At 62.3% G+C, this 26,847-nt stretch carries 30 protein-coding genes; 13 read left to right on the top strand and 17 right to left on the bottom strand.

Annotated features, from left to right (window positions below; genetic code table 11):
- Positions 1-151 precede the first annotated feature (151 nt).
- On the bottom strand, positions 152-1,126 hold the full coding sequence (gene cysK, locus AO268_RS04955) for a cysteine synthase A (RefSeq protein WP_099168040.1): 975 nt from the start codon (positions 1,124-1,126) through the stop codon (positions 152-154).
- A 125-nt stretch (positions 1,127-1,251) separates the two neighbouring features.
- Between cysK and AO268_RS04950 the strand changes: the two genes are divergently transcribed.
- From AO268_RS04950 to AO268_RS04940, 3 genes are all read left to right on the top strand, one after another.
- Positions 1,252-2,328, top strand: a complete 1,077-nt coding sequence (locus tag AO268_RS04950; RefSeq protein ID WP_099168039.1) for a DUF748 domain-containing protein — start codon at positions 1,252-1,254, stop codon at positions 2,326-2,328.
- 117 nt (positions 2,329-2,445) lie between these two features.
- Positions 2,446-3,291 carry an AAA family ATPase gene (locus AO268_RS04945; protein ID WP_029292347.1) on the top strand — a complete coding sequence of 282 codons (846 nt, stop codon included), beginning with the start codon at positions 2,446-2,448 and terminating at the stop codon, positions 3,289-3,291.
- 11 nt (positions 3,292-3,302) lie between these two features.
- Positions 3,303-4,481, top strand: a complete 1,179-nt coding sequence (locus AO268_RS04940) for a vWA domain-containing protein (protein WP_076962449.1) — start codon at positions 3,303-3,305, stop codon at positions 4,479-4,481.
- 117 nt (positions 4,482-4,598) lie between these two features.
- On the opposite strand, the gene AO268_RS04935 is transcribed toward AO268_RS04940, so the two are convergent.
- From AO268_RS04935 to AO268_RS04925, 3 genes are read right to left on the bottom strand one after another with little or no spacing between them, the layout of a single operon-like run.
- Positions 4,599-5,513, bottom strand: coding sequence for a biotin-dependent carboxyltransferase family protein (locus AO268_RS04935; protein ID WP_099168038.1), 915 nt, complete (start codon positions 5,511-5,513; stop codon positions 4,599-4,601).
- On the bottom strand, positions 5,510-6,214 hold the full coding sequence (locus AO268_RS04930; RefSeq protein ID WP_099168037.1) for a 5-oxoprolinase subunit B family protein: 705 nt from the start codon (positions 6,212-6,214) through the stop codon (positions 5,510-5,512). Before AO268_RS04930 ends, AO268_RS04935 begins: the two co-directional genes overlap by 4 nt.
- Positions 6,211-6,954: a 5-oxoprolinase subunit PxpA gene (locus AO268_RS04925; RefSeq protein ID WP_076962452.1), complete on the bottom strand. Its 744-nt coding sequence runs from the start codon at positions 6,952-6,954 to the stop codon at positions 6,211-6,213. The genes AO268_RS04930 and AO268_RS04925 overlap by 4 nt, the downstream gene beginning before the upstream one ends.
- A gap of 178 nt (positions 6,955-7,132) precedes the next feature.
- Between AO268_RS04925 and AO268_RS04920 the strand changes: the two genes are divergently transcribed.
- The gene (locus tag AO268_RS04920) at positions 7,133-8,059 is read left to right on the top strand and encodes a LysR family transcriptional regulator (protein ID WP_099168036.1); all 927 of its coding nucleotides are present in this window, start codon (positions 7,133-7,135) and stop codon (positions 8,057-8,059) included.
- 141 nt (positions 8,060-8,200) lie between these two features.
- Here the strand turns inward: AO268_RS04920 and AO268_RS04915 are convergent, their stop codons facing one another.
- The 3 genes from AO268_RS04915 to AO268_RS04905 are packed head-to-tail and all read right to left on the bottom strand — an operon-like array spanning position 8,201 to position 10,026.
- Positions 8,201-8,743 carry a DUF2937 family protein gene (locus tag AO268_RS04915; RefSeq protein ID WP_099168035.1) on the bottom strand — a complete coding sequence of 181 codons (543 nt, stop codon included), beginning with the start codon at positions 8,741-8,743 and terminating at the stop codon, positions 8,201-8,203.
- 11 nt (positions 8,744-8,754) lie between these two features.
- Positions 8,755-9,531 carry a class II glutamine amidotransferase gene (locus tag AO268_RS04910; protein ID WP_076962455.1) on the bottom strand — a complete coding sequence of 259 codons (777 nt, stop codon included), beginning with the start codon at positions 9,529-9,531 and terminating at the stop codon, positions 8,755-8,757.
- Between the two features lie 30 nt (positions 9,532-9,561).
- A complete protein-coding gene (locus AO268_RS04905; protein WP_029292339.1) occupies positions 9,562-10,026 on the bottom strand; it encodes a hypothetical protein in 465 nt (154 codons plus the stop codon).
- Positions 10,027-10,116: 90 nt separating this feature from the next.
- Here AO268_RS04905 and AO268_RS04900 point away from each other — a divergent pair, with 90 nt between their 5' ends.
- The gene (locus tag AO268_RS04900) at positions 10,117-12,171 is read left to right on the top strand and encodes a S9 family peptidase (protein ID WP_099168034.1); all 2,055 of its coding nucleotides are present in this window, start codon (positions 10,117-10,119) and stop codon (positions 12,169-12,171) included.
- On the opposite strand, the gene AO268_RS04895 is transcribed toward AO268_RS04900, so the two are convergent.
- Entirely contained in the window at positions 12,168-12,449 is a 282-nt protein-coding gene (locus AO268_RS04895) for a hypothetical protein (RefSeq protein WP_099168033.1), read from the bottom strand. The two genes, AO268_RS04900 and AO268_RS04895, sit on opposite strands and share 4 nt — an antisense overlap.
- 81 nt (positions 12,450-12,530) lie before the next feature.
- On the opposite strand from AO268_RS04895, the gene AO268_RS04890 reads away from it, so the two are divergent.
- The 4 genes from AO268_RS04890 (at position 12,531) to AO268_RS04875 (ending at position 14,665) form a co-directional block, all read left to right on the top strand.
- Positions 12,531-13,217 carry a spermidine synthase gene (locus AO268_RS04890; RefSeq protein ID WP_070995103.1) on the top strand — a complete coding sequence of 229 codons (687 nt, stop codon included), beginning with the start codon at positions 12,531-12,533 and terminating at the stop codon, positions 13,215-13,217.
- 65 nt (positions 13,218-13,282) lie between these two features.
- Positions 13,283-13,657: a YajD family HNH nuclease gene (locus AO268_RS04885; RefSeq protein WP_003210675.1), complete on the top strand. Its 375-nt coding sequence runs from the start codon at positions 13,283-13,285 to the stop codon at positions 13,655-13,657.
- A gap of 126 nt (positions 13,658-13,783) precedes the next feature.
- A complete protein-coding gene (locus tag AO268_RS04880; RefSeq protein ID WP_032863501.1) occupies positions 13,784-14,251 on the top strand; it encodes an RNA methyltransferase in 468 nt (155 codons plus the stop codon).
- Positions 14,252-14,320: 69 nt separating this feature from the next.
- A complete protein-coding gene (locus AO268_RS04875) occupies positions 14,321-14,665 on the top strand; it encodes a YgaP family membrane protein (protein WP_099168032.1) in 345 nt (114 codons plus the stop codon).
- 93 nt (positions 14,666-14,758) lie between these two features.
- On the opposite strand, the gene AO268_RS04870 is transcribed toward AO268_RS04875, so the two are convergent.
- Together AO268_RS04870 and AO268_RS04865 are read right to left on the bottom strand one after the other, a co-directional pair.
- Positions 14,759-15,991, bottom strand: a complete 1,233-nt coding sequence (locus AO268_RS04870) for a hypothetical protein (RefSeq protein WP_099168031.1) — start codon at positions 15,989-15,991, stop codon at positions 14,759-14,761.
- Positions 15,992-16,000: 9 nt separating this feature from the next.
- Positions 16,001-16,450 carry a YcgN family cysteine cluster protein gene (locus tag AO268_RS04865; protein WP_029292333.1) on the bottom strand — a complete coding sequence of 150 codons (450 nt, stop codon included), beginning with the start codon at positions 16,448-16,450 and terminating at the stop codon, positions 16,001-16,003.
- 152 nt (positions 16,451-16,602) lie between these two features.
- Between AO268_RS04865 and AO268_RS04860 the strand changes: the two genes are divergently transcribed.
- Complete coding sequence (locus AO268_RS04860) at positions 16,603-17,196, top strand: nitroreductase family protein (RefSeq protein WP_076962461.1); 594 nt, start codon at positions 16,603-16,605, stop codon at positions 17,194-17,196.
- 36 nt (positions 17,197-17,232) lie between these two features.
- Here AO268_RS04860 and AO268_RS04855 read toward each other — a convergent pair whose 3' ends face one another.
- From AO268_RS04855 to cynR, 6 genes are all read right to left on the bottom strand, one after another.
- Complete coding sequence (locus AO268_RS04855) at positions 17,233-18,165, bottom strand: D-2-hydroxyacid dehydrogenase (protein ID WP_076962462.1); 933 nt, start codon at positions 18,163-18,165, stop codon at positions 17,233-17,235.
- A 113-nt stretch (positions 18,166-18,278) separates the two neighbouring features.
- Entirely contained in the window at positions 18,279-18,572 is a 294-nt protein-coding gene (locus AO268_RS04850) for a YcgL domain-containing protein (protein ID WP_032863507.1), read from the bottom strand.
- Complete coding sequence (gene rnd / locus AO268_RS04845) at positions 18,569-19,702, bottom strand: ribonuclease D (protein WP_099168030.1); 1,134 nt, start codon at positions 19,700-19,702, stop codon at positions 18,569-18,571. The genes AO268_RS04850 and rnd overlap by 4 nt, the downstream gene beginning before the upstream one ends.
- A 122-nt stretch (positions 19,703-19,824) precedes the next feature.
- Entirely contained in the window at positions 19,825-20,481 is a 657-nt protein-coding gene (locus tag AO268_RS04840; protein ID WP_099168029.1) for a class I SAM-dependent methyltransferase, read from the bottom strand.
- Between the two features lie 98 nt (positions 20,482-20,579).
- Positions 20,580-21,953 (bottom strand): glutamine synthetase family protein, encoded by a 1,374-nt coding sequence (locus tag AO268_RS04835; protein ID WP_076962465.1) that lies wholly within the window; start codon positions 21,951-21,953, stop codon positions 20,580-20,582.
- A gap of 286 nt (positions 21,954-22,239) precedes the next feature.
- Positions 22,240-23,151: a transcriptional regulator CynR gene (gene cynR / locus AO268_RS04830; protein ID WP_099168028.1), complete on the bottom strand. Its 912-nt coding sequence runs from the start codon at positions 23,149-23,151 to the stop codon at positions 22,240-22,242.
- Between the two features lie 113 nt (positions 23,152-23,264).
- On the opposite strand from cynR, the gene AO268_RS04825 reads away from it, so the two are divergent.
- From AO268_RS04825 to AO268_RS04815, 3 genes are read left to right on the top strand one after another with little or no spacing between them, the layout of a single operon-like run.
- A complete protein-coding gene (locus tag AO268_RS04825) occupies positions 23,265-23,906 on the top strand; it encodes a carbonic anhydrase (RefSeq protein ID WP_099168027.1) in 642 nt (213 codons plus the stop codon).
- Between the two features lie 28 nt (positions 23,907-23,934).
- Entirely contained in the window at positions 23,935-24,405 is a 471-nt protein-coding gene (gene cynS, locus AO268_RS04820) for a cyanase (protein WP_099168026.1), read from the top strand.
- A 55-nt stretch (positions 24,406-24,460) separates the two neighbouring features.
- On the top strand, positions 24,461-25,303 hold the full coding sequence (locus AO268_RS04815) for a cache domain-containing protein (RefSeq protein WP_099168025.1): 843 nt from the start codon (positions 24,461-24,463) through the stop codon (positions 25,301-25,303).
- Between the two features lie 33 nt (positions 25,304-25,336).
- Here the strand turns inward: AO268_RS04815 and AO268_RS04810 are convergent, their stop codons facing one another.
- Positions 25,337-26,836 (bottom strand): MDR family MFS transporter, encoded by a 1,500-nt coding sequence (locus AO268_RS04810; protein WP_257154342.1) that lies wholly within the window; start codon positions 26,834-26,836, stop codon positions 25,337-25,339.
- Between the last annotated feature and the right edge of the window lie 11 nt (positions 26,837-26,847).

Genomic DNA, 26,847 nt, shown 5'->3' with positions numbered 1-26,847 from the left:
AGCCGGCCATGATAAACACTCCGGGCCGGAGGAAAAACCCGCGTGATCCAACAATCCGTTTTAAGGAGCACGCGGCGGGCAATCAATTATGCATAAGAGGCATAAAACCGGGCTGATATGGATCAATCCGCTTTCGCTACACCGACAAGGGTCAGGCCTGGTTTTCCTGGTCGCTGAACAGATCGCTGAACAGCATGCTCGACAAGTAGCGCTCACCGGAGTCCGGCAGGATCACCACGATGGTCTTGCCCTGCATGTCCGGTTTCTCGGCCAGGCGCACCGCCACGGCCATCGCCGCGCCACAGGAAATCCCGCACAGGATGCCCTCTTCCCGCATCAACCGCAGGGCCATGGCCTTGGATTCGTCGTCACTGACCAACTCCACCCGATCCACCATCGACAGATCGAGGTTCTTTGGCACAAAACCCGCGCCAATCCCCTGGATCTTGTGGGGGCTGGGCTTGATCTCTTCGCCAGCCAACGCCTGGGTAATCACCGGCGAGTTGATGGGCTCCACGGCCACCGAGAGGATCGGCTTGCCCGCCGTGTTCTTGATATAACGCGATACGCCCGTGAGGGTTCCCCCGGTGCCGACCCCCGCCACCAACACATCCACCGCGCCATCGGTGTCGTTCCAGATTTCCGGGCCGGTGGTTTTTTCGTGGATGGCCGGGTTGGCCGGGTTATCGAACTGGGCCGGCATAAAGTAGGTGGCCGGGTCGCTGGCGAGGATTTCACCGGCCTTCTCGATGGCACCTTTCATGCCCTTGGCCGGCTCGGTCAGCACCAGCTCGGCGCCCAGGGCCTTGAGCACCTTGCGCCGCTCGATGCTCATGGACGCCGGCATGGTCAGCAGCAATTTGTAGCCGCGGGCGGCGGCAACAAAGGCCAGGCCGATCCCGGTATTGCCCGAGGTCGGCTCGACGATGGTCATGCCCGGCTTGAGTTTGCCGCTGCTTTCGGCATCCCAGATCATGCTCGCCCCAATCCGGCACTTCACCGAATACCCTGGGTTACGCCCTTCGGTCTTGGCCAGGATAGTCACACCACGGGGCGCGATACGGTTGATCTGCACCAGGGGCGTATTGCCGATGGAGTGCGCGTTGTCTGCAAAAATGCGGCTCATGGCGGAGTCCTTTAGGCGGTTTTCAAGAAGGCAACAAGGGTATGCCTCGTACTCCAAGGCGTCCAGTCGAGGAACGTTGCCGCTGCCCGCGTAGTCAACCGCCTATACACAGGGAGAAAAAACCTATGAAGCGTCGCTACAGTTGGCCGCTCTGGACGGTCGCCGGGCTGGTGATCGTACTGGTGGCACTGGATATCGCCCTGCCCTACCTGGTGCGTAACTACCTCAACGAAAAACTCGCCGACATGGGCGACTACCGTGGCCAGGTGACCGATGTCGACCTGGCCCTGTGGCGCGGCGCGTACCGGATCAATGGCCTGCAGATCGTCAAGGTGGATGGCAAGGTGCCCGTACCGTTCGTCAAGGCGCCGGTCATTGACCTGTCGGTCAGCTGGCACTCCTTATGGTACGACCGTGCGGTGGTGGCCCAAGTGCAATTCGTCAAGCCAGAGCTCAACTTCGTCGACGGCGGTGCCAACCAACAGGCGTCCCAGACCGGTCGCGGCACCGATTGGCGGGCGCAACTGGGCAAACTGCTGCCGATCACCCTCAACGAAGTGCGGATCGACGATGGCACGATTGCCTTTCACAACTTCAACTCCAAACCGCCGGTCAACCTCGGTGCCACCCAGGTCAACGCCAGTTTCTACAACCTGACCAATGTGGTGGACGTCGAAGGCAAGCGCGATGCGCGCTTTGATGGCAAGGCCCTGTTGCTGGGGCATGCGCCGCTGGAAGCCAGCGCAACCTTCGACCCGCTGAGCAATTTTGAAGACTTCGCGTTCCGCTTTCGCGCCCGCGACATCCAGCTCAAGCGCCTGAACGACTTCGCCTCGGCCTACGGCAAGTTCGACTTCAATGCCGGCACCGGCGACGTGGTGATCGAAGCCCAGGCCGAAAAAGCCCAACTGACCGGCTATATCAAGCCACTGTTGCGGGATGTGGAAGTGTTCAACTGGCAACAGGACGTGGAGAACAAAGACAAGGGGATTTTGCGCTCGATCTGGGAAGCCGTGGTGGGCGCCAGCGAAACCGTGCTGAAAAACCAGAGCAAAAACCAATTTGCCACCCGGGTCGAACTGAGCGGCAGCGTTCACCAGCAAGATATCAGCGCGTTCCAGGCGTTTTTGCAGATTTTGCGCAATGGTTTTGTCCATGCGTTCAATGCCCGCTATGAGCAACCCAAGCCCAGCGCGGATTGACTGTGGCGTGACCGGTCATTCAGAGACTGAATAACCCGTCTACGTTCACAGTCGCCAGGCCTGCGCGCTATAGTCGCAGGCATGCTGACTACCGGCGTCATGTTCGAGGATTGAGAAATGAAGTTTGAAGGCACCCAGGCCTATGTTGCCACCGATGACCTGAAACTGGCCGTCAACGCTGCCATCACGCTGGAGCGCCCGCTGCTGGTCAAGGGCGAGCCGGGCACCGGCAAGACCATGCTCGCCGAACAACTGGCCGAATCGTTCGGCGCACGGTTGATTACCTGGCACATCAAGTCCACCACCAAAGCGCACCAGGGCCTGTATGAATACGATGCGGTCAGCCGCCTGCGCGACTCACAGCTGGGCGTGGACAAGGTCCACGATGTGCGCAACTACCTGAAGAAAGGCAAGCTGTGGGAGGCTTTCGAGTCCGAAGAGCGGGTGATCCTGCTGATCGACGAGATCGACAAGGCCGATATCGAGTTCCCCAACGACCTGCTGCAAGAACTCGACAAGATGGAGTTCTACGTCTACGAGATCGACGAGACCATCAAGGCCAAGAAGCGCCCGATCATCATCATTACCTCCAACAACGAAAAAGAGCTGCCGGACGCGTTCCTGCGCCGTTGCTTCTTCCATTACATCGCCTTCCCCGACCGCACCACCCTGCAGAAAATCGTCGACGTGCACTACCCTGACATCAAGAAAGACCTGGTCAGCGAAGCCCTGGACGTGTTCTTCGACGTGCGCAAGGTGCCGGGTCTGAAGAAAAAACCCTCCACCTCCGAACTGGTGGACTGGCTCAAGCTGCTGATGGCCGACAATATTGGCGAGGCGGTGCTGCGCGAGCGTGATCCGACCAAGGCCATCCCGCCACTGGCCGGCGCCCTGGTGAAAAACGAGCAGGATGTGCAACTGCTTGAGCGCCTGGCGTTCATGAGCCGTCGCGGCACTCGATAAGGGCTTTTGCCATGCTGCTCAACCTGTTCAATGAAATGCGTGCAGCCAAGGTACCGGTCTCGGTGCGTGAACTGCTGGACCTGATCAACGCCCTGAAACAACGGGTGACCTTCGCCGACATGGATGAGTTTTACTACTTGTCCCGGGCGATTCTGGTGAAGGACGAGCGTCACTTCGACAAGTTCGACCGGGCTTTCGGCGCCTACTTCAATGGCCTGGAGAAACTCGACGACCACTTGCAGGCGCTGATTCCCGAAGACTGGCTGCGCAAGGAGTTCGAGCGCTCGCTGAGCGATGAAGAGCGCGCGCAGATCCAATCCCTGGGCGGCCTGGACAAGCTGATCGAGGAATTCAAGAAACGCCTGGAAGAACAGAAGGAGCGCCACGCCGGCGGCAATAAATGGATCGGCACCGGCGGCACCAGCCCGTTCGGTTCCGGCGGCTTCAACCCCGAGGGCATTCGCGTGGGCGATGCCGGCCAGCGCCAGGGCAAGGCGGTCAAGGTCTGGGACCAGCGCGAGTACAAGAACCTCGATGACTCGGTGGAACTGGGCACGCGCAATATCAAGGTGGCCCTGCGCCGCCTGCGCAAGTTTGCGCGCCAGGGTGCGGCCGAAGAGCTGGATATTGACGGCACCATCGACCACACCGCCCGCGATGCCGGCCTGCTGAATATCCAGATGCGCCCGGAGCGGCGCAACACGGTCAAGCTGCTGTTGCTGTTCGACATCGGCGGTTCGATGGATGCCCACGTCAAGACCTGCGAAGAGCTGTTCTCGGCCTGCAAGACCGAGTTCAAGCACCTGGAGTACTTCTACTTCCACAACTTCATTTATGAATCGGTGTGGAAGAACAATATGCGCCGCACCTCCGAGCGCACCTCGACCCAGGACCTGCTGCACAAGTACGGCGCCGACTACAAGGTGATCTTTATCGGTGACGCAGCCATGGCCCCGTATGAAATCACCCAGGCCGGCGGCAGCGTGGAGCACTGGAACGAAGAGCCGGGGTATGTGTGGATGCAGCGGTTCATGGAGAAGTACAAGAAGCTGATCTGGATTAATCCGTACCCGAAAGATACCTGGGGCTATACCTCGTCGACCAATATTGTGCGGGATTTGATTGAGGACCAGATGTATCCGTTGACCTTGCGCGGGCTGGAAGAGGGGATGCGGTTTCTCTCCAAGTAGGGGGTGGATTCACCGCCGCTATCGCAGGCAAGCCAGCTCCCACATTTGGAATGCATTCACATATTTTACTTTGTGAACGCAGTCACAAATGTGGGAGCTGGCTTGCCTGCGATGCTTTTAGCAATGAGCAAAACGCTGCAAATACTTGAGATGCTCGCGGTGCGCCGTCTCCTGCATCACTGGCGCCAGCCTTACCTTCTCCCCCGGCAGGCACTGCGCCAGGCGCGCCAACGACAATGGCGTCAACGCGCCCAGTCGTGGGTAGCCGCCAATGGTCTGGCGATCATTGAGCAATACAATCGGCTGCCCATCCGGTGGCACCTGGATCGCGCCCAAGGGGATGCCTTCGGAGATCAGCGACGGTCCCTGGTACTCCAGCGGCGTGCCCAGCAGGCGCATGCCCATGCGGTCGGCGCGGCTGTCCAGGGCCCATTCGCTATTGAACGCATCGAACAGGCTCTGGCCGCTGAACTGGCCGATCTGCGCGCCGAGGATCACGTCCAGGGGCGCCGTAGAGTGCAACCGCTCAGCCGGCAATTCACGCAAGTGGCTGCCCGAGCCGGAATACACCAGGGCTGCGCCTTCAGCCAGGGCCCGGCCAAAACCGTCCAGCCCGCCCAGGGCTTCGCGCCCGACACTGGCACAACTGCCCAGGACCTTGGGCGCGTCAAACCCGCCCGGCGCCGCCAGGTAAGCCCGCGCACCGCTGTGCGGCTGGGTGAAGCGCAAGCGCTGGCCTTTTTGCAGAATAAAACTGCGGCCCGGGCTGATGGCGCGCTCGTCGATGTACGCCCCCAGGTCCGCACCCGCCAGGGCCAGCACGCAAATCTCCTCGGCCTGTACGGTAAAACCGCCCAGGGTAATTTCCACCACCGGCGCATCCAGCGGGTTGTCCAGCAACCAGTTGGCCCAGGACATCGACACCCAATCCAGCGCGCCGCCCTGGGTTACGCCCAGGTGCCGCACACCAAAACGCCCGGCATCCTGCAACAGGCACAGTGGGGTGCTGGCCTCGATCGACAAACGGCTCATACCTGGGCCTCCAAGGGCGTGTCATCGCCACCCAGGTTGATAAATTCAGCACGCCCGATGGCTTCAAAACGCACACTGTCGCCCGGCTGCATCAGGCTGTAGCCGTCGCGCTCACGATCGAACAATTTGGCCGGGGTGCGGCCGATCAGGTTCCAGCCCCCCGGGGATTCCACCGGATAGGCGGCGGTCTGGCGCTCGGCGATGCCGACGCTACCCGGCGCCACCCGCTTGCGTGGGGTGCTCAGGCGGGGGGCGGCGAGTTGCTCTTCCACCAGGCCCATAAAGGCAAAACCGGGAGCAAAACCGAGGGCGAAGACCTGATATTGATGCTGGCTGTGGCGGCGAATCACCTCGTTGAGCGCAAGCCCACTGCGCTGGGCGAGCAAGGTCAGCTCAGGGCCGACGCTCAGGTCGTACCACACCGGCAATACATGACACTGCCCGCTGCCCTGGGCCTGGGGCTGCAAGCCCGTGAGGGCCTGATCGATCAGTTCCCGCGCCTGTGCCGGGCTCAGCGCCAGCAGGTCGTAATGCACCATCAGGGTCGTGTAGGAAGGCACCAAGTCCACCAGCGCCGCGCCAAACCCCTCGCGCAGCCGACGCGTGGCGGCGAGCATCCAGGGCATGTGGTCTTCGGCGATCACATCAAACAGGCGCACCATCAGGCAGTCGATGGCCACTACTTCGATCCGTGGCTTCATTGTGGCGTCAACGCTTGGCGAATACGCTGCACCGCCGCCACCGAGCTGGCGTTATCGCCATGCACACAGAGGGTGTTGGCCTGCAACAGCAAGGGGCTACCATCGCTGGCGACCAGGGTTTGGCCCCGGGCAATGGTCAGGGCCTGCTGGAGAATGACCTGCGCATCGTGATGCACCGCACCCGGCAACTGCCGCGAGACCAGGTGCCCGGCGTTGTCATAGGCGCGGTCGGCAAAGGCTTCAAACCACAGGGTCACGCCATATTCATCCCCCAGAGCCTGGGCGGCGCGGTTGTCACGGGTGGCCATCAGCATCAACGGCAGGCTGGCGTCATACGCCGCCACGGCCTGGATCACTGCGCGCAGTTGCGCAGGCTTGGCCATCATGTCGTTGTACATCGCACCATGGGGTTTGACGTAGCTGACCCGGCCACCCTGGGCCCGGCAAATACCGTCGAGGGCACCGATCTGGTAATGCAGCAGGTCCTGGAGTTCCTGGGGGGCGTACGCCATGGAGCGGCGGCCAAAGCCTGCCAGGTCCTGATACGCCGGGTGTGCACCGATTTGCACGCCATGCTGCAACGCCAGGGCGACGGTCTTGCGCATGATGCTCGGGTCGCCGGCATGGAAACCGCAGGCGATATTGGCGCAATCAATAAATGGCATGACCTCGGCATCCAGACCCATGGTCCAGGCGCCAAAACTTTCGCCGATGTCGCAGTTCAGTAGCAGGCGGCTCACGCTGAAGACTCCTGTAGGCTTTATTTTTTTATAGTGTGGGATCTTTTACCAAGATCTCGCAACGATGTTGTCCTGAGCCCCGACGACGCTTATCGTGAGACAGCTCGATTTTTGGCGCGCAGCCCCTGTTGCGTCCAACTAATAAAAACCGATCCATGCATAAGAAAAAGTTGATCCCATGAATTTGAAGTTCCTCGAAACCTTCGTCTGGGTAGCCCGGCTCAAGAGCTTCCGGCTCACGGCAGAGAAGCTGTTCACCACCCAGGCCTCGATCTCCAGCCGCATTGCAGTGCTGGAAAGCGAGCTGGGGGTGAAGCTATTCCTGCGTGACTCGCGTGGCGTGAGCCTGACCCCGGATGGGGTGAAGGTGCTCGATTATGCCGAGCAGATGATGATCACCATGCAGGGGCTCAAGCAGTCGCTGGAAACCACCAGCAGCAAGGTCGGACGCATCCGCATCGGCGCGATGGACACGGTGATCCACACCTGGCTCAGCCCCTTGGTGACCGAACTGATGGCGCATTTCCCCTTGGTGGAAATCGAATTGGTCGCCGATACCGCGCTGAACCTCTGCGATCAGCTGCAAAAAGGCTTTCTCGACCTGATCCTGCAAACCGACCTGCTGCGTCAGGAATCGGTGCGCAGCCTGGAGCTGGCCAGCCACCCCATGGACTGGATCGTCGCCAGCCATTCGATCTACAACCGCGACTACGCCTCCCTCGCCGAACTGGCCCAGGAACGGATCATCACCTACTCGAAAAACTCTCATCCGCACCAGGATGTGCTGAGCCTGATGCAAACCCACGGCGTGGCGGCGCCGCGCATGAACTGCGTGAACTCGGTGTCGGCCATCACCCGTTTACTGCGTGACGGCTTTGGCATTGGCGCGTTGCCGCCGGTGCTGGTCAGCGAGGAGCTGGCACGGGGTGAATTGGTGCTGCTGCCCATGGAACAGCGCTTGCCGAACCTGCAGGTGGTGGTGTCGTGGCGGGTGGGGGTGGAATTGGTAGAGGAAATCGTCGCGCTCTGCCAGAGCGTCGTGGCGCGGTATGCCGAGGAAGTGGGGGAAGAGCGCATGGTGCTCAACCAGAAGAAACCCGATTGAAACTAGCAGGCGCTGGCTTGTGTGGGAGCTGGCTTGCCTGCGATAGCATCACCGCGATGCAACTGATCTACCCAGGTGCATGCATCGCAGGCAAGCCAGCTCCCACACAAACCCGCTCCGACCTTGGGATTTATGGCGTATTTACAGGCCCTTGAGATCCCGCTCTTCAATCGGCCGGCTCTGGCGCAAACGCTTGCCGCCCAGCACCACCCAGTCGATCAGGCGGAACAAACACTCCAGGCCGAACGACAGCAGCATCGCCCCACCCAGGCCCCAGCCCATGGCTTCGGGGGTCAGGAGGATCTGGTAGCTGTAGCCATTCCAGGTTTCCCGGCGAATATCCGGGTCGGCCGCCACGGCCACCTGCAAGGCGCGGATGTACCACGGCCCCTGCATGGCCTGGAACTGCTTGTCCAACGCCACCTGGCGATCGAGCAAGGTGCCGAGGCTGTTGGCATCGCTGCGGAACACCGGGTCATCGCTGGCACGGTAATGCGCCACCAATGCTTGCAAATCGCCATTAAAGAACTGCTGCGCAGTGCGTTCAAAACCGCGCAAACCGGTCTGGGCCTCGATCAAATGGGCCTCGACGCGCTTGGCGTAGTCGTTGATAAACCCCGGGACTTGCACCCCGACCAACAAGCCGATGGCAAACAACACCAGGCGCAGATAGCTGAGCAACATAATCGACGTCCTTATGCGGTTGTGCCCTGGCGCACGCATTCGCCGCGCCGCCACAGGCTCCACTGGCCCGGTTCGTAGCGGGTCCAGGTCTCGTTTTCGGTCAAGGGTTCGGTGGCAATCACCGTCACCACATCATTAGGCGTGGTTTCGGCCTGAAAATCGACGATCACGTCGACATCTTTCAGGCGTGCAGGACCAAAAGGTGCGCGACGGGTAATCTGTGCCAGTTTGGTCGAGCAATAGCAAAACAGCCAATCACCATCACTGAGCAGGCAGTTGAACACGCCCTTGCTGCGGTATTCGGCGCAGGCGGCGATCAGGTCCGGCAGCACCTGCTCGATATCCACCGGCTCGGGAAACGCCTGGCGAATACGGTTGAGCAGGTCGCAGAAGGCCGCTTCGCTGTCGGTATCGCCCACCGGGCGGTAGAACGTGGCCTGGGGCGTGAAGTCCGCGAGTTGGCCGTTATGGGCGAAACACCAGTTACGCCCCCACAGCTCGCGCACGAACGGATGGGTATTGGACAGGCTCACCTTGCCGACATTGGCCTGGCGGATATGGCCAATCACCACTTCACTCTTGATCGGATAACGCTGCACCAGCAGCGCCACTTCCGACTCGCTGCTGGCCGCCGGGTCCTGGAACAGCCGCAGGCCACGGCCCTCGTAGAAGGCAATGCCCCAGCCATCGCGGTGCGGCCCGGTGCGCCCACCGCGCTGCATCAGCCCGGTGAAGCTGAACACGATATCGGTCGGTACGTTGGCACTCATGCCCAATAATTCACACATGCCAGGACTCTCGATGCAGGGCAAACAACGTTAAAGACGCGGTTCGACCCGCATGCCACTGACAGGGGCCGGCGGGCGGCCATAGGGTTCGTCGTCCTCAGGCTCGGCCGCGACCGCTGCCGCAGCGGCGGCCTTCTGCTCACGCCGGGCCTTGGCGGCACGTTCGATGGGCCAGCGGATCAGCACAAAGACCAGGTACAGGCCAAAGGCAATCATGGCGTACATCAGTAAGTCGGACACCGCCCGCCAGGCGTTATTGCCCACTTTGAGCAACAGATCCAGGGCGGTGATGGCCACGGCCGGGGCAAACTGCTCCTTGACCGGGTCGACAATGGTCGGGCTCAACAACAACACCGCCATCAGCAACCGCAGCGGTTCGCGCAGCCAGCGCCAGATCCAGCGGGTCAGGCGAAACCACACCAGCAGGCAGCCCAAAGCGGCGAAGGCGTAGAGGCCCCAAGCGGTCAGATAGTCGTTCTCGGTCATGGTGTCCATGGCAAGGTAGGCAAACAGGCCCGTATGATAACGGCTTTTGAGGGCCACGGCTGCAATGCCGTCGGCCCACCACCAGACAGAGAGTGATCCATGCCTCCATCGACCCACGCCGCTGCCGCCCCGATTGCCCGCCAGGACTCAGGCCAGGACCCGTATGCCTGGTTGCAAGAACGCGACAACAGCGAGGTGCTCGACTACCTCAAGGCCGAGAATGCCTGGCAAGAGGCGCAGCTTGAAGACCAGAAAGCGCTGCGCGAAACGCTGTTTCAAGAGATCAAGGGCCGTATCCTTGAGACCGACCTGTCACTGCCCTCGCCCTGGGGCCCGTACCTGTATTACACGCGCACCACCGCCGGTGACGAGTACGCACGCCACTACCGCTGCCCACGCCCGGCCGACGACAGCCAGCAGATCGACGAAAGCGCCGAAGAACTGCTGCTGGACCCAAATGTGCTGGCCAATGGCGGCTTTTTCTCCCTCGGTGCCTTCAGCATCAGCCCGGACCACAAGCGCCTGGCCTACAGCCTGGATACCAATGGCGAAGAGATCTACACCCTGTACGTAAAGGAATTGTCTTCGGGCAAGGTCAGCGAACTGGCGTTTGCCGACTGCGATGGCAGCATGACCTGGGCCAACGACAGCCTGACGCTGTTCTTCGGCGAACTGGACGACACCCACCGCCCGCACAAGCTGTATCGCTATCGCCTGGACGGCACCGCCGCCGAAGAGGTGTTCCACGAGCCCGACGGGCGCTTCTTCCTGCATTGCTACCGCTCCAGCTCCGAGCGTCAACTGCTGCTGTCCCTGGGTAGCAAGACCACCAGCGAAGTCTGGGCCCTGGATGCCGAGCAGCCGCAACAGGCGTTTGCCTGCCTGGCGCCACGGGTCGAAGGCCATGAGTACGATGTCGACCACGGCAAGCTGGACGACCAATGGACCTGGTTTATCCGCAGTAACCGCGACGGCATCAACTTTGCCCTGTTCCAGGCCGCCGACACCGGCAGCGTGCCCAGCGAAGACCAGTGGCACAACCTGATTGCCCACGATGACGCCGTAATGCTCGACGGCGTGACGCTCAATGCCCGGGCCATGACCCTAAGCCTGCGCATTGGCGGCCTGCCGGTGATCGACGTGCACCCACAGGGCCTGCCGACCTATCGCGTGGAGTTGCCAGACGCGGCCTACAGCCTATACGTGCAAAACAGCCTGGAGTTCCACAGCGACAAGATCCGCCTGCGCTATGAAGCCCTCAATCGCCCGGCCCAGGTCCGTCAACTGGAACTGGCCAGCGGCGCGCAACAAGTGCTCAAGCAAACCCCGGTACTGGGCGTGTTCAATGCCGACGACTACGTCAGCCAGCGGTTGTGGGCGACGTCTGCCGATGGCACCCAGGTGCCGATCAGCCTGGTGGTCAGGCGCGACCAGGTGGGCCAGCCGACGCCGCTGTACCTATACGGCTACGGCGCCTACGGCTCAAGCCTCGACCCCTGGTTTTCCCATGCGCGCCTGAGCCTGCTGGACCGCGGCGTGGCATTTGCCATTGCCCATGTACGCGGCGGTGGCGAACTGGGCGAGGCCTGGTACCGCGCCGGCAAGCAGGAGCACAAGCAAAACACCTTCAGCGACTTTATTGCCTGCGCCGAGCACTTGATCGCCGAGGGCCTGACCACCGCCAAGCAACTGGCTATCAGCGGTGGCAGCGCCGGCGGGCTGTTGATCGGTGCCGTGCTCAACCAGCGCCCGGAGCTGTTCCAGGCGGCGATTGCCGAGGTGCCCTTTGTCGACGTGCTCAACACCATGCTCGACCCGGACCTGCCCCTGACCGTCACCGAATATGACGAATGGGGCAACCCCCAGGAGCCCGAGGTGTATGAACGGATCAAGGCCTATGCGCCCTACGAAAATGTCAGCGCCCAGGCCTACCCGGCGATGCTGGTGATCGCCGGCTATAACGACAGCCGCGTGCAGTACTGGGAAGCCGCCAAGTGGGTGGCCAAGCTGCGCGCCACCAAGACCGACGACAACCTGTTGCTGCTCAAGACCGAACTGGGCGCCGGCCATGGCGGCATGAGCGGGCGCTACCAGGGCTTGCGTGACGTGGCCCTGGAATACGCCTTTGTGTTCAAGGCCCTGGGGCGGGCTTAAGAACCCGTCGCCTTCGGTTTGCTGTCGTTTTGCTGCAGGCCGGGCAAGGTCTGGTCCTTGGGCGGCTTGGGCATTTCAATCGGCGGCAACGGCGCCCCGGCCCCTTGTGGCTTGGGTGCCGTGGGCGGGGTAACTTGCGGATAGGGGGTCGGCGTTGCAGTGCCCGGTGCGCCCGTGGTGGTCGCCGGCGTGTTCGGCACGGCTTGCAACTGCTGGGCATGTGCGGCCCCCAATGTGAGCACACTCCCTACAATGACCGCTAGAATGCTGCACTTCATCGATGGCTCCATGGCCTGACTGTTAACCAGTCCCAAGGCTACTCCCAACCGCGCAAGAATGCCCTTCCCAATGAGATTTCCATGAAACGTTTCGTGCTGCTCGACACCACCCCCATCCCCGATAACGGCGGCGCCCTGTGCCTGTTCGAGTATGGCGAGGATTTTGTGATCAAGATCCAGGGCGGTGACGGCGGGCAATTGATGAACACGCGCATGCACGGTTCCGAAGATGCCCTGGCCGAGATCCCTTGCCGCAAGGTCGCCGGACGCCCCGGTTCACGGGTGTTGATTGGCGGCCTGGGCATGGGGTTCACCCTGGCCTCGGCGCTCAAGCACCTGGGCAAGACGGCACAAGTGGTGGTGGCTGAGCTGGTGCCGGGCGTCGTGGAATGGAATCGCGGCCCCCTGGGGGAAAAGTCCGGCAACCCGTTGCAGGACCCGCGCACCGTGATCCGCCTGGAAGACGTGGCCAAGGTGCTGCAAGCCGAGCCCCAGGGCTTTGATGCAATCATGCTCGATGTCGACAACGGCCCCGAAGGCCTGACGCAAAAAGCCAACAGCTGGCTGTACTCCGCCGGCGGCCTCAGCGCCTGCGCCAAGGCCCTGCGGCCCAAGGGCGTGCTGGCGGTGTGGTCGGCCAGCGCCGACAAGCAGTTCAGCGACAAACTGCGCAAGGCCGGCTTCAAGGCCGAGGAAGTGCAAGTGTTTGCCCATGGCAACAAGGGCACCCGGCATACCATCTGGATTGCCGAGAAGCTCAAGGGCTGAAGTAAATTGCCCCGCGAGCAGCTAGAATCAACGCTATCCGTGAGCCACTAAAAACAGGAGCCATGATGAGCTCGACCAACCCGCCCTCCCACACCGCCAAGCTGGACCGCATCCTCGCCGATGCCCAGCGCGACCGGGAAATGGGCTACCGCGACAAAGCCCTGAAAATGTACCCCCACGTGTGTGGTCGCTGTGCCCGTGAGTTCGCCGGCAAGCGCCTCAGCGAACTGACCGTGCACCACCGTAACCACAACCATGATGACAACCCCCAGGACGGCTCCAACTGGGAGTTGCTGTGCCTGTACTGCCACGACAACGAGCACTCGCGCTATACCGACCAACAGTACTTCGGCGAAGGCTCCACCAGCAGCCCGACCATTGCCAAGGCAACGCACAACCCGTTTGCGGCGTTGGCGGGGTTGATGAAGAAGGACGACTGACGGTCGTCGCTGAACGTTACGACGCCATCGCGGCGATGACAATCGCCCAGACACGCCATTTCTATACCGACCGCAGATCGAGCAATCCCCGTATAATCGCGGTTTTTCTCGAAGGCACCCTCTCCCGTGGGCAATAAACGCTACAGCTGCATCGGTCTGTATAACCCCAAATCCCCCGAAAACGTCGGTTCGGTCATGCGCGCCGCCGGCTGCTATGGCGTGGCTTCGGTGTTTTACACCGGTAAACGCTATGAGCGGGCCCGAGACTTTATTACCGACACCAAGAAGGTCCACCACGATATCCCGCTGATCGGTATCGACGACCTGAAAAAAATCCTGCCCCTGGGCTGTATCCCGGTCGCCGTGGAACTAGTGGATGGGGCCCGGCCGTTGCCGGAGTACACCCATCCTGATCGCGCGCTGTATATCTTCGGCCCCGAAGACGGCTCTCTCGACAAAGAGATCCGCGACTGGTGCGAAGACGTGATCTACATCCCGACCACCGGCTGCATGAACCTGGCGGCCACCGTCAATGTGGTGCTCTACGACCGCCTGGCCAAGGGCAATAACACCCGCTCGGGCCCCAAGTACTGATTTTTTGGGAACATCCACCGCCTGCCCGCAGTCAGCTGAATATCTATGGCCCTTTGTTGGAGACAGACCATGAGCGACAGCAAAACCCTCAACCCCGTGATTGAATCGACGCCGTTCCAGACCCAGCCAACCCAGAACGTCCAGGGCTGGGAGCGCATTGGCTCCCTGGCCGGTGGTGTGGTGATGATGGGCAAGGGCATTCGCCGGGGCGGTTTTTTCGGCCTGGTCCAGGTGGCGATTGGCGGCGTGGCGTTGGCGCGCGGGATCAGCGGGCATAGTTCGGCCAAGTCGCTGCTGGAAAAAAGCCGCCGGGATATGAACAGCGTGCGCACTAAAATCGAACGGGCCGGTGAGGAACTGAAAACCCTCAAGACCCGGGCGCAACAAGTGGCTGCCGAAAAAACCACCCACTGACACAACTTGTGTGGAAGCTGGGCCAGCTCCCACACAAATGCAGTTCCCACACAAGCCCAGTGCCTACACAAGCGGTGTTCCCACCGTTGAGGTTCAGCGCAGCAATTTGCTGTCGAGCACCACCGAGGATTCGCCGATCACACTGGCGGCCAACTGCACAAACGCCTGGGTGGTGATGCTGTCCAGGCGCATCAGCGCCTGGGTCAGGTCATCCAGGGAGCGTTTGTTGTGGGTTTTCAGGCGGATCTCGCGATCCAGCTCCTGCAACACCACCACCGCCCGCGCCACCGTGGCGCCGCTGACGTGCTCGCCGCGCAACGTCGTCACGCCCTTGCCGTCCTTGCTCAAGCGCGCCTGGATCGCCCCATAGCGCTCATCGCTGATACCGCCCGCGCGCCGCAGCAACTCGATGGCGTAATACTCCGCGAGGCCTTCGCTGATCCAGTCGCTGCCCTGCTGGTCGTTGAACCGGCCAATGGCCTGCACCACTTCGCGAATCAACGGGCTGCTGCCGTTTTCGCTGACCAACGGCGTACGGCTATTGAGGTACACCGAATCACGCCCGGCAAACGCGCCACGGCGCATCGGATCACTGGCGCCCACCACCAGCAGCTTGGCCGGATGCCGGGGAAACGCCGCTTGCACCTGGGGCCAGACAAACGTCAGCAAGGTCAGCACATCCATGCGGCGCATGGCCTGGCCCTTGGGCGAGGCCACGCTGATTTCGGTTTCGCCCAGGCGCACCCGGCGGCTGCCCAGGTTGCCGGCGAGCATCCAGCCGGTGGGCCGGTCGAACAGGCGGGAGACATTGTCGATGCGGAACTTATGCTTGCCGATGCGCGGCCAAGGGGTCTCGACGCTTTTCCACCCCGGCGGCAGCTCGAAGGTCAGCCGCGACACCAGCTCCACGCCGTCCTGCTGGTCCAGGCGTGCCGCTGGCACCAGCTCCTCCCCGCGAAACAGCGCCCAACTGGGGGTCATGCGCGATTCGTAGAGGCCGGCCTTGCGCGCATGGCTCAGGCGCACGCGGTAGGTCAGGCTGGCCTTGTCGGCGCCCGGCTGCCACAGGCCGCGACTGGCCCCCGCTGCTGGCGTGACCTGCCACTGGCCGTCGGCCTTGAAGTCGCTGTAGTCACCGTCGCGGCCCAGGTCGAAGTCCAGGCTGCGCACCGCCGAGCCCTGGGACAGGCTCAGGCGCACCTCGGCCTGATCGCTTTGGGGTAACAGCTTGACGTAATAATCGAGGTCGACCTTTTTCGCCGACCACGCCGACGCGCTCAACCCCAGCAACAGCAGGCTCGCCATCAGCCTGGCTTGGACCGTCATACGCTCTCCTCAGCCTGCGCGGAAAATCAGGTAATCCTCCCAATCGTCCTCGGGCACGCTGCCTTCGCTGAGCATGCGCCCGGATTGGGAAATGCGTTCGTGGTGCACCGCATCGCGGTCACCGCAGACCAGGTGGTGCCAGAGTGGCAAGTCCTTGCGCTCACTGACCAGGCGATAGCCACAGGTCGGTGGCAACCATTTGAACTGATCGGCCTGGCCCGGGGTGAGCTGGATGCAATCGGGCACCGAGTCCCGACGATTAGGATAGTCGGTGCACTGGCAGGTCTTCAGGTCCAGCAGTTTGCAGGCGATACGTGTGTAATAGACGCTGTTGTCGTCTTCATCTTCAAGCTTTTGCAGGCAGCACAGGCCACAGCCGTCGCACAGCGACTCCCATTCCTCCTGGTCGAGGTGCTCAAGGGTTTTGCGTATCCAGAAAGGTTCGACTTTGGCGGCCATGGCTCTGCATCAGTATCAATAGGTGAAAAGGCCGCCAGTCTAGTGCCCAAGCCCCCCGGGGCCAAGCGCTTACGACTGCCGGTAGGGCCAGGCTTGTCAGGTGCGCGGTGACGCAGTAGTTTTGAACACCGTTTTTTCATCAGGATGCGCTTATGAGTACTCAAGCCCGCGTTGCCGATTATCCGATCCACCCGCAATTCACCGAGCGCTGGTCGCCGCGTGCGTTTACCGGGGAAAGTATCCCCGAAGAAACCCTGCTGAGCTTCTTTGAGGCGGCGCGCTGGGCACCTTCGGCCTACAACTCGCAGCCTTGGCGGTTTCTCTACGCCCGTCGCGATACGCCGGATTGGCAGCGGTTCCTGGGCTTGCTGAACGAATTCAACCGGGGCTGGGCGCAACATGCGTCAGCGTTGGTGATCGTGGTCTCGAAAACCGACTTCACCGTGCCGGGCGCCACTGAAGAAACCCCGGCGCTGTGGCACACCTTTGACACCGGCTCAGCCTGGGGCCACCTGGCGCTGCAAGCCAGCATCAGCGGCTGGCACACCCATGGCATGGCTGGCTTCGATCAGGAACTGACCCGCCGGGAACTGAAAATCCCCGAGGGCTATGCCCTGCACGCGGCAGTCGCCGTGGGCAAGCTGGGCGACAAGTCGACCCTGGCCGACTACCTGCAAGCCCGGGAAGCCCCAAGCCCGCGCCGGCCGTTGAGCGAGTTGGTAGCGGCAGGTGATTTCAGCCTGTAACACATGGCAGGCGCTGGTTTGCCAGCGCCTGCCGGGTCAATAACCGCGCTCGAAGCTCACCTCGCCCCGCAGCGAATCCTTGGCCTGGTACGCCCGCAGGTTCTCGACAAACAGCGCCACCATGCGCCGCGGGCACGTCGGCGCCGAGCTATGGCCGGTCAACAGCAAGCCCCAGGCCGTCCAGAACGGATGACGCTGGGGCAGTGGCTCCTGGCGGCAAACGTCGATGACCGCACCGGCCAGGTGCCCTTCCTTCAGGGCCTCGACCAGATCGGCATCCACCACCGCCACGCCCCGACCGACGTTGATAAACAGGCCGGTGGGCTTGAACTGCTTGAACAGCGCCGCATCGTACAGATCGTGGGTGTTCGGCGTGTTGGGCAGCAGGTTGACCACATAGTCCACCTCGCCCACCAGGCGGCCCAGTTGATCCGGCCCGGCCACCTCGATAAACGGGGCCTGCTCCCGGGCCTCGCTGGCAATGCCGTACAACTCCACGCCAAAGGGCAGCAGGAACTGCGCCACGCTCTGGCCGATATCGCCGGTGCCGACGATCAGCACCTTGCGCCCCGCCAGGCTCTGGCCCATGCGGTTGTCCCACTTGCGCTCGACCTGGCTGACCAGGCGCGCCAGCACCTCACGCTCGTGACCAAGCAGGTAGGTGAGCACGTACTCGGCCATCACCTGGCCGAAAATGCCGACGGCACGGGTCAATCGATAATCCCGTGGCAAGCCATCGGCCAACAGCGGCGTGATGCCGGCCCAGGTCGATTGCAGCCATTGCGGGTGATGGCCCTGGCGCAGCAGGGTTGCCAGCAGGTCCGGCTGGCCCAGCCACACCGGGCAATCGGCGGCCAGGCGCGACAATTGGGCCGAGTCGCCACTGGTCAGGACTTCAAGATCCGGCGCTGCTTCGCGTAGCAGCCGGGCATACAGCGGGTGGTCCTGTTCTGCAATCAGAACGCGCATGGTTCAAACCTTTCAAAAACAGTGCAGGCAGCCACCGCCAGCACACTGACTGCAGGGCTCGGGGCTCGCCAGGTCATTCGATTCAAACGTGCCCCGAACGGGACACGGGTCGATCACATCGGGTCGTTACGGCGCAGCAGCTCTTCGGGCAAGTGTTCGATGTACTCGTCGTCCGGCGGTGGCATTTGCAGGTGGTAGCCCTGCTTTTGCAGGTTGGCCAGGACCGCCACGATATCTTCCTGCTGCAGCTTGCGCTCCGGCGTCAGCACCAGGTTGAACGCGTGCACTGGCTTGCCGAATACCGTCAGCAGGCCTTCGGGCACGCGCTCCAGGGCATCGCTCTTGAGCACGTAGAGGTACATGCCGGCGCGTTTCGGGCTGCGGTAGATGGAACAAATATGTTTCAAGGCTGTTCTCCGGCAGTGGCCAGGCTGTCCAGCAGCGCCTGGCCCATCAGCTCGCGGCGCCAGCCACGCAGCGAGTCAGGCAATTGGTAAGGCCCATCGGGGTAGCCACTCTTGACCAGCGCCTCGAGGGTTTTCTTGCGCAGCATCAGCTCCGGGGCCATGTCCAGGCGTTCGGCGAAGGTCTGGCCCAGGGCGCGCAGTTGCTTGATCAGCACCGCGGCATCCACCGGCAACGGCTCAGGCACGGCCGGTGGCCATTGGTCCATCGGCACGCTGGCGGCACGCTTGATCAGGCCCAGCAGGAACTCGCCATCCTGGCGCACGGTGCGTGGGTGCATGTCTTCGATCTTGCCCAGGGCCGCGAGGGTATCCGGCTGGGACTTGGCCAGGGGCCATAACGAGTGTTCACGCAGGATACGGTTGCGCGGCAGGTCGCGGGCGCGGGCCTGCTGTTCGCGCCAGGCGCACAGTTCACGCAACACGGCGAGCTGGGCACGGGACAGTTTCCAGGCCAGCTTGGCGTCGCGGTAGACCTCATAGGGGTCGATCTCGCGGCGCAGGTTGGCCACCAGTTCGGCGCCATCTTCCAGGACCCAGGCGTATTTTTCGTCGGACAGTCGCGGGCGCAGCCGTGTGTAGACCTGCGCCAGGTGCACCGCGTCTTCGGCGGCATAACTGACCTGGGTCTCGGACAATGGCCGCTGCAGCCAGTCCGAACGGGTCTCGCCCTTGGGCAGCTCGATGTCGAGCACCGCTTGCACCAGGCGCGAGTAGCCCATGGAGAAGCCGAGGTTCAGGTAGGCGGCCGCCAGTTGGGTGTCGAACAACGGCACCGGCAGGCTGCCGGTCAGGCGCAGCAACACTTCCAGGTCTTCGCTGCAGGCATGCACCACCTTGATCACCGCCGGGTTTTCCAGCAGGGCGGCCAGGGGTTGCCAGTTATCGATGGTCAGGGGATCGATCAGATAAGCGCGTACACCATCCCCGATCTGGATCAACCCGGCGATGGGATAGAAGGTATCGACCCGCATGAATTCGGTGTCGAGGGCGACGAATGGCAACTGCTGCCATTCGGCGCAATGCTGGCCGAGGCTATCGTTGTCGCAGATCCAGTGAATATCGATGGCCACACGGCTCTCCCTTGAAGAATGGCGCGCAGTATATATCGCCAGAGGGGCTTTCGAGCACCCGCAGTGTGCCAGCCATCATGAAAACTCTGACAGGAGACGAAGAAAAGCCCGACCGTTGAAGGTTATCCTCGTTTACGCAACACATAAACCCGCCACAAGGCCGAGCCGGGCATGAACTCTTGCTGGTTAAGCACCGTGAAGCCCGCCTGGCGGAACTCCGCTTCCACCTCGATGCGATGGGAGCGCAAGGGTTGCCCCGTGCCTGGCGGTTGGCATTCACGGTGGCGGCTGTCGTTGTTCACCGAGACAATCACGGTGTCGCGGCTGACCCGGTGAAACTCACGCAGCAGCGCCAACCGCGCGTCGGCCGTAGGCACGTGGCGATACAGCTCCAGGCAAAAAATGCAGTCCACCGCGTTGGCCGACAGGCCGATGGAAAAGGCCGAGCCCTGGAACGTCTTGATCCGCCGCAAAAATGCCGCACCATGGTGGCTCTGGGCATGGTCAAGCATGGCCTGGGACGGGTCCGAGGCCAGGATCACCCGGTTACTGTGCTCGGCCAGCACCGGCCAGAAACGCCCGGCCCCACAGGCCAGGTCCAGCACCAACCCAGGCTCCCCCGCCACTTTCAGGGCGTGGCGCACCAGACGCTCATCGCGCCATAACCATAAGCGGCGCAGCAACGTTGGCGGACGCGGATCGCCGCAGACCCGAGCGTGGTCACGATCACAGCACGCGGCGAATTCAGCCTCGATGGACGATGGGGGTTGTGACGACATCACGGGACTCATGTAGATGAACCGGTCTCTACGGACACTGGATCTTCAGCTTAACCACCCTCGCGTGAAAAAAAGGTTGAAAGCACCACGGCCCGTCATCACGCCTGGTGCAGGTACCAGCGCCAGTCCTGCTCGCCCACTTCGCCCATGAACTGCCGGTACTCGGCCCGCTTGACCGCCAGGTACACATCAAGGAACGCCTGGCCGAACGCCTCCCGCGCCCAGGCCGAAGCTTCCAATGCGCGCAAGGTGGTCAGCCAGTCGGTGGGCAGCAGTTCCTTGGCCTGGGCGTAACCGTTGCCCGTGACCGGCGCGCCGGGATCGCGCTGCTCGCGAATGCCGCGGTGAATCCCCGCCAGAATGGCTGCCGCCGCCAGGTAGGGGTTGGCATCGGCGCCGCAGATGCGGTGTTCGATGTGCCGCGAAAACGCCGGGCCGCCCGGCACACGCAGGCTCACCGTGCGGTTGTCGACCCCCCAGGTGGCCGCCAGCGGCGCATAGCTGTTGCTCTGGAAGCGGCGGTAGGAGTTGGCATTGGGACAGAACAGCAGCAAGGAGTCGAGCAAGGTGCTGAGCATGCCGCCGACCGCCTGGCGCAGCAGCGGCGTACCGTCGGCCGCCTCACTGGCAAACAGGTTGTTGCCGTCTGCGTCCGCCAGGCTGACGTGCATATGCATGCCGGTGCCAGCCAGGTCATCGAACGGCTTGGCCATGAAACAGGCCGTCATCCCGTGTTTATGGGCCACGCCCTTGACCAGGCGCTTGTAGCGCACCGCCTCGTCCATCGCCTGCAAGGCATCGCTGCGATGCTCCAGGGTGATCTCGACCTGGCCCGGGGCGTATTCGGAAATCGCCGTGCGGGCGGGGATGCCTTGCAGTTTGCAGGCGCTGTACAGGTCGGCCAAAAACGGTTCGATCTGCTCCAACTCCCGCAGGCCATAGACCTGGGTCGAGCGCGGGCGACCGCCATCTATATCCCGCGCCGGTTGTGGGCGGCCATTGCTGTCGGGTTTCTGGTCCAGCAGGTAGAACTCCAGTTCCGCCGCCATCACCGGGTAATAACCGTCGGCCTTGAGCCCGTCGATGACCTTGGCCAGCAAGTGCCGGGGGTCGGCCACCGTCGCCGGCAGGCCTTCCTCGGGGTGCATGCTGACCTGCACCGCCGCCGTCGGGATCAACCGCCACGGCATGCGCTGCAAACTGCCGCTGATCGGGTAGGCGCGGCAGTCGATATCCCCCACCTCCCACACCAGGCCGGAGTTTTCCACATCGTCGCCATTGAGGGTCAGGCCCAGGATGGTACTGGGCAGCGGCCGGCCGCTTTCGTAGACCGCCAGCAGTTCATCACGGTGCAGCAGCTTGCCGCGGGGCACGCCGTTGCTGTCGAGGATAAACAGCTCGAACATCTCGATATCGGGGTTGTGCTCAAGAAAGGACTGGGCTTCGTGCAGGCTGGCAAATACATGACTCATGGCAACTCTCTTACGTTTGCGTCAGGCAGGCGCGCGCGACGGCGCACCCGTAATGGGGGCAATCAGCGTAAGGGAGAGGTATCCGGCGGGCGCGCATGGCGGCAGTGCCACAGCGCCCAAAAGGCTAGTTCCGAAGGCAGCGCATCAACACCCAGCCGACACACCGGGCGGCTGGGCACGATGGCGCCAGGCAAGGCCTCGGGGTGAGTGTCGGGGGAACCGTCCATGCAGGGATCACAGTCAAGAGATGCGCGCCAGCGTCACACGGCGGGTCAAGCCATTAAATTCAGTCTTGATGGAGTGCAGTTTCAGGATGACTAAACATTCGCCACCCATTCGCCAGCTCGACAAACGCCCGGCATGCCGCGCTGCGATAAGCCCCCTTGCGACTGAGCAAAGCCACCGTGCGCTGCGGCAATGGCGGACGCAATTGCACCGCGTGCAAGCCCTGCTGGGCCATGGCCACTTCACGGGGCAGGATCGTCGCCAGTTGGGTATGGCGAATAATCTCGATTACCGCACTGATCGAATTGGCCTCCATGGCAATCTGCGGCTTCATCTCCACCATGCGGCAATAGTCATCGATGTAACGACGTGTCACAAATCCGCTGTTCAACAGCACCAGGGGTTGCTGCTTGAAGTCCGCCAGCGTGAGCCACTGTTTGCGGTGCAAGGTGGCATGACTGGCGCTGGCCACCAGGCTCAACTCCTCGACAAACACCTCTTGGCATTCGATATCTGGCACGTGTTCGCCGCTAAAGCCAATACCGATATCCACCAGGTCCTCGGTCAGCGCGCACTCAAGACGATCCTGGGTCATCTCCTCGACGCTGACGCTAATCCCCGGATACAGGCCATAGAACTGTGCCAGCAGCGGCCCGATCAGGTACGCGGTGAAGGTCGGGGTCATGGCCAGGCGCAAATTGCCGCGGCTCAGGTCTTGTACGTCATGCATGGCCCGGGTGCCCGCCTGCAAATCCTGCAAGGCCAGGCGCGCGAAGCGCACATAGGCCTGGCCCGCGTCGGTCAGGTTGACGCTACGCCCGGAACGATCCAGCAACGGTGCCCCCAGGCGCTCTTCCAGTTGCTTGATCTGTTGCGACAATGTCGGCTGCGATACATGCAACGCCTCGGCGGCCCGCGTGAAGTTACGGTGCTCGGCAACGGCCAGCAGGTAACGGATATGACGTAGCAGCATGTAAAACGCTCCAGCTATAGGCACTACTTATAGAAACCATAATAAGCCGGTCTTGGACGCTATAGCCAAACACTTCCATCCTTGCCCCCATCAGCGACGCAAGGAGAAACACCATGCAGCATCTCATCGACGGCTTTCGCAAGTTCCAGGGCGAAGCCTTCAGCCAGCGCAGTGACCTGTTCAAGCAACTGGCGACCACGCAAAACCCCGGCACGCTGTTTGTTTCCTGTTCCGACAGCCGTGTAGTCCCGGAACTGTTGACCCAGCAGGAACCTGGCGATCTGTTTGTGATCCGCAACGCCGGCAATATCGTGCCCTCCTACGGCCCGGAGCCGGGTGGGGTCTCGGCCACGGTCGAATATGCCGTAGCGGTACTGGGTGTACGCGATATTGTGATTTGCGGCCACTCCGACTGCGGCGCCATGACCGCTATCGCCACCTGCAAATGCCTGGATCACTTGCCCGCCGTGGCCAACTGGCTGCGTCATGCCGAGTCGGCCAAGGTGATCAACGCCGCCCGCACCCATGTCTCGGATGCGAAGCGCCTGGACGACCTGGTACGGGAAAACGTGGTCGCACAATTGGCCAACCTCAAGACCCACCCCAGCGTCGCCCTGGCGCTGGAACAGGGCCGGCTGAACCTGCATGGCTGGGTCTACGATATCGAAAGTGGTTGTATCAACGCCCTGGATGGTCGCACCGCTCGCTTTATATCCCTGCTGGACAACCCACAGACCCGCGCGCACGCCGCCTGAAGCTTATTTAACCGAAGAGGAAATCATCATGCTGCAATCCCAATTGAGCCAAACCCCACGCCTGGCCCTGGCCGACACCGTGATTGATCTCAAGGCCCGCAAGGACCTGTCCTGGCAGGATCTTGCCGACGGCACCGGCCTGAGCCTGGCGTTCGTCACTGCCGCCCTGCTTGGGCAACACCCGCTGCCCAAGGAGGCCGCCGATGTGGTGTGCAACAAACTGGGCCTGGACGCGGACGCCAGCCGCCTGCTGCAAAGCGTGCCTCTGCGTGGCAGCATCCCCGGTGGCATTCCGACGGACCCGACCGTGTACCGGTTCTATGAAATGCTGCAGGTCTATGGTTCAACCCTCAAAGCCCTGGTCCATGAGCAGTTCGGCGATGGCATCATCAGTGCCATCAACTTCAAGCTGGACATCAAGAAGGTCGAAGACCCGGACGGCGGTTCCCGTGCAGTGATTACCCTGGACGGTAAATACCTGCCAACCAAGCCGTTCTAACCCGCCGACAACCGTCTACGCTCTTGGGACTTGCACAAGAACGAGGAACGGGTCAATGAAGGCAATGCTCCAAGCCACCTGGCTGCTGCTGATATTGGGTTTCAGCCAGGTGCACGCTGCACCCTCCCAGGAACAGGACGCCAAAGCGGCCGTGGCCTTGCTGGAAAAGGCCCTGGCTTATTACCACGACAACGGTGACAAAGCCTTCGCCGCCTTCAGCCGCCAGGGCGAGTTTGTCGACAAGGACCGCTATGTGTTCGTGGTCGATACCAAGGGCGTGCTGCTGGCCAGTGGCGGTCCTTCATCAGCGCTGATCGGGCGCGATGTGTCCGAAGTGCTCGGGCCGGACCTGCGCCAGTCCTTCAAGGATGCGCTGAAGATCCCGGAGGGCAATGGCATCCAGCAGGCCGAATACCACTGGCAGAACTGGAACGACGGCAAGGTGGAACGCAAGCATGTGTTCTACCAGCGTATCGGCCAGCGCATCCTGGCCGTGGGCTATTACCTGCCCCGGGCCACGCCCGAACAGGCCAAGGCCCTGCGCGACAAAGCGGTCAAGGCACTGGAGAAAAACGCAGCCGCCACCTTGAAGGCAATCAATGCGTTGCAAGGCGGATTTTTGCAGGACGACCTGTATGTGTTTGTGGTCGACCTGGAGACCGGGCGCTATGTGGCCCACGGCACCAACCTGCGCCTGGTCAACACCGATTTCGCCAAGGTCAAGGACCCGGACGGCAAGCCTGTGGGTGAGCCGATCCTGGCACTGATGAAGGAGCAGGGTCAGGGGGAATATGAATACCGCTGGAAAAACCCGGTGACCGACAAGGTGGAAAACAAGCATGCCTATCTGCGTAAGAGCGGGCATTTTCTGGTGGCGGTGGGTTACTACAGCCCTTGAGCCACTTGGCTGATGCCGGGCACTATCGCCCGGCTATCGCGCCCGGTCCTCACGCCCCCGCAACAGCTGATTGGGCATGACAATCGCCGCCGCCAGCCCCAGCAACGACACTGCCGCGCTGACCATCAATAAATGCTGGAAGGTGCTCAGCAACGCTGCGCGCAAGGCATCCTGCGCCGGGCCCGGGGCGGCGTTGAGGCCATCGAGCAGGACGTTGCCGGAGCTGCCTTCAGCCATCATCGAGCCGCTGGCCAGATGGGCAACGCTCGAATCCTGCAACAACGCCAGCAGCAAGGCCGACATACAGGCCACGCCAACCGCGCCCCCCAGTGAACGGAACAGGTTGGTGGTGCTGGTGGCGACGCCGATATCGTGTTGCGCCACCGAGTTTTGCGTGCCCACCAGGGATGTCGGGAACTGCATGCCAGACGCAATGCCACTGAGCACCATGAACAGGCTGCTGAGGATCAGCGACTGGGGTGCACTGAAGGCCATGCCGAGGATCGCTATCGGCATAAGCAGCGCCCCGGTCAGGATCATCGGTTTATAGCGGCCGGTGACTGAGGTCATGCGTCCGGCAAAGAACGCACCCATGGGCAAGCCTATCGCCAGCGGCAGCAGGTGCAGGGCGGCGCTGTCGGCACCGGCGCCGGTGACGCTCTGGTAACGCAGGGGCATCAGCACGACCAGCGAGATGGCCTGGAAACTGGTAAAGAAAATCGTGCACCAGCACAGCACCGCATTGCGGTTGGCGAACAGGTGCATGGGCAACAACGGCTCCCGCGCCCGACGCTCGTGCCAGACAAACACCGTCAATGCCAGCAGGGCACATGCCAACAGGCCCAGGACTGGCTTATCGCGCCAATGATGGCCCTGGCCGATTTCAGTGATGCCCAGCAATAGCGCGGTCAGGCCAATGATCATCAGCACTGTGCCCAAGTAATCGATGATCGGCTTGCGCTGCGGCACCGGCAGCCCCACCAGCGTGCGATGGGCCACCCACCAGGCGCCCGCGCCCAAGGGCAGGTTGATCAGAAAGACCCAGCGCCACGACAGGTATTGGGTCATATAGCCGCCCAACACCGGCCCGGCCACACTGGCGACCGCGTACATGCTGCTGAAGTAACCCTGGTAACGCCCACGCTCGCGGGGCGGGATAATGTCGCCGATGATCGCCTGGCTCACGGAAATCATCCCGCCTGCGCCGATGCCCTGGAGGATGCGCGCCAGCACCAGGTGTTCCATGCTTTGCGCCAGGCCACAAAACAGCGAGGCGACGGTGAACAGGCCCATGCCGATCAACATCATGGGCCGGCGCCCATACAGGTCGCCAAGCTTGCCGTAGATCGGCACCGCCACGGTCATCGCCACCATGTAGCCGGAGATAACCCAGGCCAGTAGGTTGACGTCGTTGAACTGCGCGGAAATGGCCGGCATCGACACGGCCACAATGGTCTGGTCCAGCGCGCCGAGGAAAATCGCCAGCATCAGCGCGGCCAGGATACTGCGTACGGCAGGAGTGGTCTGGGTCACAACAGAACCTG

It is taken from the genome of Pseudomonas sp. ICMP 8385, assembly GCF_002699915.1.
In the GTDB taxonomy this organism is placed as follows: Bacteria; Pseudomonadota; Gammaproteobacteria; order Pseudomonadales; family Pseudomonadaceae; genus Aquipseudomonas; species Aquipseudomonas gessardii.
This window is presented reverse-complemented; position numbering and strand designations above follow the sequence as displayed.

Coding starts and splice junctions, on each gene's coding strand:
- cysK (WP_099168040.1), bottom strand. CDS start 1,126: ATGAGCCGCATTTTTGCAGACAACGCGCACTCCATCGGCAATACGCCC.
- AO268_RS04950 (WP_099168039.1), top strand. CDS start 1,252: ATGAAGCGTCGCTACAGTTGGCCGCTCTGGACGGTCGCCGGGCTGGTG.
- AO268_RS04945 (WP_029292347.1), top strand. CDS start 2,446: ATGAAGTTTGAAGGCACCCAGGCCTATGTTGCCACCGATGACCTGAAA.
- AO268_RS04940 (WP_076962449.1), top strand. CDS start 3,303: ATGCTGCTCAACCTGTTCAATGAAATGCGTGCAGCCAAGGTACCGGTC.
- AO268_RS04935 (WP_099168038.1), bottom strand. CDS start 5,513: ATGAGCCGTTTGTCGATCGAGGCCAGCACCCCACTGTGCCTGTTGCAG.
- AO268_RS04930 (WP_099168037.1), bottom strand. CDS start 6,214: ATGAAGCCACGGATCGAAGTAGTGGCCATCGACTGCCTGATGGTGCGC.
- AO268_RS04920 (WP_099168036.1), top strand. CDS start 7,133: ATGAATTTGAAGTTCCTCGAAACCTTCGTCTGGGTAGCCCGGCTCAAG.
- AO268_RS04915 (WP_099168035.1), bottom strand. CDS start 8,743: ATGTTGCTCAGCTATCTGCGCCTGGTGTTGTTTGCCATCGGCTTGTTG.
- AO268_RS04910 (WP_076962455.1), bottom strand. CDS start 9,531: ATGTGTGAATTATTGGGCATGAGTGCCAACGTACCGACCGATATCGTG.
- AO268_RS04905 (WP_029292339.1), bottom strand. CDS start 10,026: ATGGACACCATGACCGAGAACGACTATCTGACCGCTTGGGGCCTCTAC.
- AO268_RS04900 (WP_099168034.1), top strand. CDS start 10,117: ATGCCTCCATCGACCCACGCCGCTGCCGCCCCGATTGCCCGCCAGGAC.
- AO268_RS04895 (WP_099168033.1), bottom strand. CDS start 12,449: ATGAAGTGCAGCATTCTAGCGGTCATTGTAGGGAGTGTGCTCACATTG.
- AO268_RS04890 (WP_070995103.1), top strand. CDS start 12,531: ATGAAACGTTTCGTGCTGCTCGACACCACCCCCATCCCCGATAACGGC.
- AO268_RS04885 (WP_003210675.1), top strand. CDS start 13,283: ATGAGCTCGACCAACCCGCCCTCCCACACCGCCAAGCTGGACCGCATC.
- AO268_RS04875 (WP_099168032.1), top strand. CDS start 14,321: ATGAGCGACAGCAAAACCCTCAACCCCGTGATTGAATCGACGCCGTTC.
- AO268_RS04870 (WP_099168031.1), bottom strand. CDS start 15,991: ATGACGGTCCAAGCCAGGCTGATGGCGAGCCTGCTGTTGCTGGGGTTG.
- AO268_RS04865 (WP_029292333.1), bottom strand. CDS start 16,450: ATGGCCGCCAAAGTCGAACCTTTCTGGATACGCAAAACCCTTGAGCAC.
- AO268_RS04860 (WP_076962461.1), top strand. CDS start 16,603: ATGAGTACTCAAGCCCGCGTTGCCGATTATCCGATCCACCCGCAATTC.
- AO268_RS04855 (WP_076962462.1), bottom strand. CDS start 18,165: ATGCGCGTTCTGATTGCAGAACAGGACCACCCGCTGTATGCCCGGCTG.
- AO268_RS04840 (WP_099168029.1), bottom strand. CDS start 20,481: ATGTCGTCACAACCCCCATCGTCCATCGAGGCTGAATTCGCCGCGTGC.
- AO268_RS04835 (WP_076962465.1), bottom strand. CDS start 21,953: ATGAGTCATGTATTTGCCAGCCTGCACGAAGCCCAGTCCTTTCTTGAG.
- cynR (WP_099168028.1), bottom strand. CDS start 23,151: ATGCTGCTACGTCATATCCGTTACCTGCTGGCCGTTGCCGAGCACCGT.
- AO268_RS04825 (WP_099168027.1), top strand. CDS start 23,265: ATGCAGCATCTCATCGACGGCTTTCGCAAGTTCCAGGGCGAAGCCTTC.
- cynS (WP_099168026.1), top strand. CDS start 23,935: ATGCTGCAATCCCAATTGAGCCAAACCCCACGCCTGGCCCTGGCCGAC.
- AO268_RS04815 (WP_099168025.1), top strand. CDS start 24,461: ATGAAGGCAATGCTCCAAGCCACCTGGCTGCTGCTGATATTGGGTTTC.